Here is a 6029-nt window from a genome sequence, read left to right as displayed (position 1 = left end):
ATAACTGGACCCGCGGATACGACTGGCGGCTCACTTTCGCCGCCGCCAACCGCCACGCCGAACAATGGCGCGCCGGCGAAAGCCACGACCCCGAAACCGGCAGTCACCACCTGATCGCATTCGCCTGGCACATGCTGGTGCTCGACGAGTTCACCCGCATCAACCTCGGCGGCGACACCCGCTACTGCACCAAGGTCCGCAAGTGGCTCGACGCAGAACGCGCATGGCGCAACAGGCGCAACAGCAACGGCGGCCAGCGGCTCGGCGACATCCGCGTCTACAACGTCGACGAGCTATACAGACAACTCGCCGCCGCCGCCAAGCCGGCGCGCCAACCCCGCGTCGTCGACGCCCTCGGCGACAACGAACGCGACGCCGAATGGACCGGCCACCTCGGCAGCTACCGCTGGAACAGTGAACACTGCTACTGGGAACGGTTCCCGGCGCGCAGAGGCGGGTGGCTACGAACTGTCTGCTACGGCCGCGATTACGGCCCCTACACCGAAGTGCTGCCACTGTCGCCCCGTGTCGTCGACACCCTCGGCGACACCGAACGCGACGCCCACGCATGGCGCGACCGCGAAGGCGACGAATGGCGCTGGGTCGCATGGACACCGACACCCATCGGCGACCACCCCGGCCACTGGGAGTTCCGCATCAACCGCCCCGGCCGCGACTGGACCGCGTTAGGGCAAGGCGTGGATCCCGGCGCCATCTGGGGGCCATTCACCGAAGTTCTAGCGTAAACACGGCCGTCAGGCGGCATGCAATAAACTAGCACGCAGACACCGCACGCCGCCTGACGGCCCCACGCGCACCCCCAAAACCACCCCACCCCCGAGGACAACGCACACCGCCATGTCAAACACCATGCGGACGCGCGTCAAATGACAGACGCCGCGAACGTCATCCCCTTCACCCAACGGCTCCAAGACGCTGGCCTAACCCCCCCCAAACCCACACCGCGACCAGCTACCTACACCCCGATCGTCACCACACCGAGCGACGGAACACGCGAACGCAAATACGCCGAAGGCGCGCTCCAAAAAGAATGCACCGGCATCGCGGCCATGGCGCCCAACTCGGGCAGAAACCATGCACTCAACGCCGCGAAATTCAGCCTGGCACGATTCATCAACGCCGGCATCATCACCAACGCCGAAGTCGACGCCGCGCTCACCGCAGCCGCGCTGGCCTCCGGTCTGCCGCAAGACGAAATCGACGACTGCCTCAAAGGCGACCGACACCAACGCGCCGCCGCCGAAAAACTCGGCCACCAACCCGCCGTGCCGCCACCAACCGAATCAGACCTCGGCAACACCACCTTCGACCCCGGTGTCCTCGACGAAACCGACGAACACGGCCAACCCACAGAAGCCGCGCAACAAGCACAGGACTACTTCAACAACGCCATCCGGCAACGCGCACTGCAACTCCGCATCGACGACGCCGCCCGCGAGTTCTACAACGACTGGCAAGCATCACAACTCGGCCAGTCCATGCCCGACATCATCAACCTCCGCGACTTCCTCGCCGTCCCCGACGAAGACGCCCAATACCGCATCACCGACCTCTGGCCCACCGGCGGCAACGTCCTCCTCGCAGCGCAATACAAAGCCGGCAAAACATCCATGATCGCCAACCTGCTGCGCGCACTCGCCGACGGAACCCCCTTCCTCGGGAAATTCGCCACCGCACCGCCGAAACGCATCACCCTGTTCGACGACGAACTCGACGAACGCATGCTGCGCCGCTGGCTCCGCGAACAAGGCATCATCAACGAAGCCTTCATCGACATAGCGTCCATGAAAGGCCGCCTCGCGACGTTCAACATCCTGAACGCCCGCACCCGCGCCCAATGGGCCGAACGTATCCGCGGCAGCGAACTCGTCATCCTCGACTGCCTACGCCCCTGCCTCGACGCGATCGGCCTCGACGAACACCGCGACGCCGGCCGGTTCCTCGTCGCCTGGGACTCCCTCAAAAAAGAAGCCGGCGTCAGCGAATCCATCGTCGTGCACCACATGGGCCACGGCCAAGAACGCAGCCGCGGCGACAGCCGACTCCTCGACTGGCCCGACGTCAACTGGAAAATCGTCAAAGAAGCCCAAGCCGAGGACGCCGACCAAGAAGACACCGCCGACGGCGGTCGCCGCTTCTTCAGCGCCCACGGCCGCGACGTCAGCGTGCCCGAAGGGCAGCTCGTGTGGGAACCCGAAGGCCGCACACTCACCTACCGCGACGGCGGCCGCAAAGCCGCCAAAGTGAACGACGCCATCGACCACATACGCGCCGTGATGCGGCAACTCACCGGCAGCCGATCACTCAACAAAGGCGACCTCGTCGCACGACTCCAAAGCGACCACGGCGTCGGGAAACACTCAGCAGGCAAGGCCGTCGACCAGGCGATCAAAGACGGCGTGCTGTTTGTTTCCGTCGGCGACAACAACGCGAAAATGCTCAGTTTGAGCCCCTCGGAGGCCATGTGAGCGACCTGCGGTTTCCCGGTTTCCCGCGGTTTCCCGGTTTCCAAACGGAAAACCGCCCTGACCTGGGTTTCCCGTTTCCCGCCCTATATATAGGGGCGGGAAACCGGGAAACCACCCCCGGGTGTCCGCGCCGGGAAACCAAAGCACACCCTCATCATCAACCACCAGGAAGGTCACCGTCGTATGGCACGCACTAACCGCAGCGCCCGCCAAGCCGGCGCCCGCACCGAAAGAGTCGTCGCCGACTACCTCGCCGACGCCCTCGGCGACGACCGCATCGACCGCCGCGTCAAAACCGGCGCCAAAGACCGCGGCGACATCGGCGGCGTCCGCGTCCACGGACAGCGCGTCGTCATCGAAGTCAAGGACTGCGCCAAACCCGCCATCCCCGCATGGGTGGCCGAGGCGCACACCGAGGCCGGCAACGACGACGCCCTCGTTGGCGTGGTGGTCGCCAAGCGCCGCGGCACCACCGACCCGGGGAAGTTCTGGGTTCATTGCACGGTGGATGATCTGCTGGCGTTCATCGACGGTCGCCGGCATGGGCATCGCGCCGAGGACGTGATCGCGTGAGGATTTACCACGAACTTGTCGCCGAACTCGGCGAGCCGCGGTCCCCGGCCGCCCGTGCCAACGACAGCATGGGCCAGATCCTCGACGTCATGGCCGCATTAGATGTGATCGATCGCGACCCAGGTTCTGCCGCGAGGTTGCGCGCTGCCTACCGAATTTTTTACGGCCCGCTGATGCGGCCGTTGGTGTTTGAGGAGCCTATTTACGACGGGCTGGTGAATGAGATGGGTTATCCGCATTGCAGCCCGGTTGAGGCGCGCGTGACCTACACGCAACGCCGGCCGATGTGGTGGCGCGAGCACTGGGCGAGGTGGCTGCGATGACCTTCGTGGCGAAATACAACGGCTGCTGCCCCGGCTGCGGCACCCGCATCCGCGTCGGCGACGAGGTGGACTATGCGGGCCGCAAGGTGGTCCACGCCGGTTGCGTGGACGCCACCACCGACCCGTTCGCTGATCGGTACGAACCCGACACCGACGACGAACCGCAGCCCGTCATCACGGGCCGCCGCAACCACGAACGCCTGTGCGGCGAGTGCCACCTTAAGCATGCAGGGGAGTGCTGGTGATGTCCGACAGCGACTTCATGCTCGAGCAGCTCGATTTCATCCCCACCCGGCAGCCCTGCGAATGCCCGGGGTGTCCAGCGCATGGCCTGGGCGGCTGCCTACACACGGCGGTGTTCTGTGTTCGCGTCCACGCTATGGGCCACTGTAACGACCCCGTGTTCGCTGACACGGGTGGTTATGCGGTCCAGTTTTTGTGCCATCCGTGCATGACGTATCGGGCGCAGCGCATTTCGATCCTGTTCGGCCAGTCTCACGCAGCGAAACAACACCTGGGCGGATACCTCCACTGCGTCCCGTGCGGCCGTGACCTCATCAAAGTCGACGACTTCTGGGAATCGAGGGCGATATGAGCGACCACGAGCGGCGCTGCGGCGCAGGGGAACTCTGCCACGGCCACACCGTGGTCGACGGCAAACGAGTACCCGCGCAACTGTCCACGGCCACCGGGCTGTGCCAGCCCTGCCAACGTTGGGTGCGCTCGAGCATGCGCGCCCTACCGAGCGACTGGTGCAAGCTGAAACTCACCATCGGCGAATCCCGCGCCCCGGTGGGCGGAGGCGGCCGGCGACCGAAACCTGGTTCCCGGGTGCCGATCAACACCGCCGCCGACGACCTGATGCGGCAGATCGCTGGCGCATGCGACACCGCCGCCGTCCTCGTGTCGGATGCCGTGCACACGCAATGGCACTTCTTCGGCCGGCCGACTGGTCGGGACCGGGACTACCGCATGATCGAGAAGGCTGTCCGGCTCGTGGCTGAACGTGTCGACACCCTGGTTGCCTGCGGTGCCATCGGAATCCATGCCGCGCTGCGCCTCGCCGTCCTACACCGCTACGCGACACGGCATCTCGGTGAAACCCGGCAACGCGAAAAGCAACACCTGCCGTGCCCGTCATGCGGCGCCCAGGCGCTCGTCAAAGAAGTCCGCGACCTACGCGGCCGCGGATCCGTCAACGGCGTCGAAACACCCGAAGTGATCCGCTGCCTGGCATGCGACGGCGGCCCCAACGGCGACGGCACATGGACCGAAGCTGAATACCAGTGGCTTTCGAAGATGGTTCTCACCGAGAGAGAGGAACAGGACGTGCTGAAATGGCTTCTGGCGGAGGCGCAATGGGAGCGCGACGTCGCCGCGTGGTTGGCGGCTGAACGCGAGTTCGCGTTGGATCTCGTTGCGTCCATGCTCGACATCGACGGCATGGCCGACCTGATGGCACGCGTGCAGGGCATGGCCGCATGACCATGCTCGACCTGACACTCGTCGAAGACATCGCCGGACGCCACATCGGCCGCGTACTCCTCACATGGACCGACATCGAAAGCGTCCGCACCGTGCACGGACTCGGCCGCTACCGCAAAACCGAAATCGGCTCCATGATCCGAACCCGCAGCGGCGACACCCACTTCGTCGCCGAGCGCGTCGACTTCATCAAGGCAGCCATGGACAAATGCGCAGCCTACGACGGCGGCGCCTGATGCCGCCGCCGCCATGGCCCGAACCGGGGCCGCACACCGTCCTCGCCAACGCGCTACGCACACAAGGCGTCCCGTACCCCAACGCCAGCGCGAAGCTACTACTCGACGCCCTACACACCGCCGGATACACCGTCAAGGAGAACAACTCGTGAAGCCCCACAACCAGAGCGCGCCCGGACTCGGCCGCCTCAACGACAAGATCGGTGCGCTCGCAAAGCATTACCGGCGGTACGTCGACAAAGAGCTAGCCGCCCTCGCCAAAAAGGGCACCGCCAGCGAACGGGAGGCCGCGGCGTGAGCTATGGCGATTCCCGCGAGCTGCGCAACAAACGCGTAGCCATGGATGCATTCGATCTGCTCGACAGGGCAGTGCAGGAAAGCACAACTATGGGGCCGGAAACCTTGCGCATTGAAGTGGAGGATCTGCGACGTAGGTGGGAGTCGCGTGGCGTGATGTGGTTGCGTCCAGACCGCACCCCGTATGACCCAGATGAATGGCTTACAGCCAACGAGATGGCTGAACGCGCAGACGTGCGCCCCATTACCGTTCGCATGTGGGCAAACCGCGGGCACATTACATCTCAACGGATCGACGGGCATGTCTACTACAACGTTGGCGAGGTAGTTGCATACCAGGGGCGGCGGCACACAGAGATAGGTCGCAGACTTGCGCACGGCACTGTATAGGTTCTATTCCCGCTCGGATCGACTTCTCTACGTTGGGATTACAGGTGATCCGTCAGCGCGCTTCTCTGCGCATCGCCACACGCAGCCGTGGTGGGAAGAAGTTGCGACGATCAGGATTGAGCGCTTCCCTACACGGGATGAGGCGGCCCGCGCGGAGGTTGTGGCGATACAAACAGAACGACCGAAATACAATCGGACGCACGCCATTACCAACACAGGGACGCTGCGGTTGCGGG

At 64.8% G+C, this 6029-nt stretch carries 11 protein-coding genes; all 11 read left to right on the top strand.

Annotated elements, in window-relative coordinates:
- Positions 1-746, top strand: a 746-nt coding sequence (locus tag A5622_RS29705) for a dATP/dGTP diphosphohydrolase domain-containing protein (protein WP_197508014.1), incomplete at its 5' end; no start/stop codon positions are given.
- A 141-nt stretch (positions 747-887) separates the two neighbouring features.
- On the top strand, positions 888-2489 hold the full coding sequence (locus tag A5622_RS14670) for an AAA family ATPase (RefSeq protein ID WP_066879427.1): 1602 nt from the start codon (positions 888-890) through the stop codon (positions 2487-2489).
- A 183-nt stretch (positions 2490-2672) separates the two neighbouring features.
- The gene (locus A5622_RS14665; protein WP_066879424.1) at positions 2673-3062 is read left to right on the top strand and encodes a hypothetical protein; all 390 of its coding nucleotides are present in this window, start codon (positions 2673-2675) and stop codon (positions 3060-3062) included.
- A gap of 68 nt (positions 3063-3130) precedes the next feature.
- On the top strand, positions 3131-3385 hold the full coding sequence (locus tag A5622_RS14660; protein ID WP_156752960.1) for a hypothetical protein: 255 nt from the start codon (positions 3131-3133) through the stop codon (positions 3383-3385).
- Positions 3382-3630: a hypothetical protein gene (locus tag A5622_RS14655; RefSeq protein ID WP_066879418.1), complete on the top strand. Its 249-nt coding sequence runs from the start codon at positions 3382-3384 to the stop codon at positions 3628-3630. The genes A5622_RS14660 and A5622_RS14655 overlap by 4 nt, the downstream gene beginning before the upstream one ends.
- A 346-nt stretch (positions 3631-3976) precedes the next feature.
- The gene (locus tag A5622_RS14645) at positions 3977-4870 is read left to right on the top strand and encodes a hypothetical protein (RefSeq protein ID WP_066879412.1); all 894 of its coding nucleotides are present in this window, start codon (positions 3977-3979) and stop codon (positions 4868-4870) included.
- Positions 4867-5106: a hypothetical protein gene (locus tag A5622_RS14640; RefSeq protein WP_066879409.1), complete on the top strand. Its 240-nt coding sequence runs from the start codon at positions 4867-4869 to the stop codon at positions 5104-5106. The genes A5622_RS14645 and A5622_RS14640 overlap by 4 nt, the downstream gene beginning before the upstream one ends.
- Positions 5106-5258 (top strand): hypothetical protein, encoded by a 153-nt coding sequence (locus tag A5622_RS29190; RefSeq protein ID WP_156752959.1) that lies wholly within the window; start codon positions 5106-5108, stop codon positions 5256-5258. The genes A5622_RS14640 and A5622_RS29190 overlap by 1 nt, the downstream gene beginning before the upstream one ends.
- Positions 5255-5404 carry a hypothetical protein gene (locus A5622_RS29185; RefSeq protein WP_156752958.1) on the top strand — a complete coding sequence of 50 codons (150 nt, stop codon included), beginning with the start codon at positions 5255-5257 and terminating at the stop codon, positions 5402-5404. Before A5622_RS29190 ends, A5622_RS29185 begins: the two co-directional genes overlap by 4 nt.
- Positions 5401-5793: a hypothetical protein gene (locus A5622_RS29180; protein ID WP_156752957.1), complete on the top strand. Its 393-nt coding sequence runs from the start codon at positions 5401-5403 to the stop codon at positions 5791-5793. The genes A5622_RS29185 and A5622_RS29180 overlap by 4 nt, the downstream gene beginning before the upstream one ends.
- The coding region (locus A5622_RS30775) for a GIY-YIG nuclease family protein (protein ID WP_197508013.1) at positions 5774-6029 on the top strand (256 nt) is incomplete at its 3' end. The genes A5622_RS29180 and A5622_RS30775, both read left to right, overlap by 20 nt.

Origin of the sequence: Mycobacterium sp. 1245801.1 (genome assembly GCF_001673055.1) — a bacterium.
Taxonomy (GTDB): domain Bacteria; phylum Actinomycetota; class Actinomycetes; order Mycobacteriales; family Mycobacteriaceae; genus Mycobacterium; species Mycobacterium europaeum_A.
The sequence above is the reverse complement of the archived record's forward strand: the minus strand, read 5'-3'. Positions and strand labels throughout refer to the sequence as shown.